This window comes from Okeania sp. SIO2F5, from assembly GCF_010692685.1.
In the GTDB taxonomy this organism is placed as follows: Bacteria; Cyanobacteriota; Cyanobacteriia; order Cyanobacteriales; family Microcoleaceae; genus Okeania; species Okeania hirsuta.
On record NZ_JAAHGU010000319.1, the window covers coordinates 1 to 1,175 of the forward strand.

Below are 1,175 nucleotides of genomic sequence, written 5' to 3' on the forward strand. Positions count from 1 at the left end.
TGGGACTTACACAACTTAACTGGCCAAATTAGACTATAATGCTTGTAAATCAATAATTTTACGTCGAAGCGATCGCAAGGAATGAAAGAAACAACCCCTACTGCAATGCCCCCTTGCTTTGAAAGGTGGTGTCAACAGTTTGATGATTGTGGGAAAAACCCACCCCAAAAAACAGGATTCCGCCACTATTTGGGTGGATTACTAGGGGAAAGTGAAAGGAAAAACATATCTCAAATGGCCAATAACTCCATTGGAGTAGTTTATAATCGCTTACATCATTTCATAGCAGATTCTCATAATCGAGCCTAGTAAAATCAATGTTAGGGAAGCTTTGCGTTAGCAAACGTCGTCTAAAAATAATTAATAAACGTTCTCAAACCAAATTCAAGAAAGGGTAAGGGTTGATTTTAGACGATTCTGGACACCGAAACAGCGCACCGCCTGCGCCGAGGTTTCCTCGGCGTCAAGACGGAGCAAGAAGCGGTAATTTTACATCTGGAGTAGGACGACAATATATTGTAGAAATAGGTAAAACAGATAATGGAATAGTGACTGTAACAACTCATCCGATACGATGGAAAAAAAAGCTTACCTTTAGACATTGAATTATATCAACATTCTAGTTATTTAGCACAAGGAAAAGATGACAAATTATTTCAGAAAAAACCCTCTATAGGAATAGAGCTAATAGACCGCAGTCTCAGTAGAGGCCATAGTCAGGAAAAAGTTTTAATTGATGCTGGTTATGGCAATAACACAAGATTTATGAACCAACTTGAAGAAAAGGAATGAAAATATCTAGGAGGAATCGCCAAAAACCGTTTGCGTAGCATTCCGTAGGAAAAAATAGTAGTTAGACAAAAATCTCAATCAGAAACAGAAATTAGAATAGATGAATGGGCAAAAAGCTTACCAGTAGAGAAATTTGAATCAGTTATCTTAAGTGTAGAAAAACCGAAAATAGTTTGGGTTTCCACATTTACAGCATCGACTTCACGCCTTTTTGGAGAAAGAACATTTGCTATGGTTATGAATGCTAGTTCTGTAGAAGAGGCAACAGAAATTGATGATTTTATTACCAATGTTGAGCCATCAAAAGCAACATCTGAATTGATCGTAAATAACTATTCCAACAGAAATTGGATAGAGGTTTTTTACCGATAAGCAATCATGAT

1 pseudogene is annotated in these 1,175 nt (G+C 37.0%); it reads left to right on the forward strand.

The annotated features are described in order from the left end of the window. Positions 1-81: 81 nt before the first annotated feature. Positions 82-1,161 (forward strand): annotated as a pseudogene (locus tag F6K27_RS33280) (transposase); the annotation flags it as partial. Positions 1,162-1,175 lie beyond the last annotated feature (14 nt).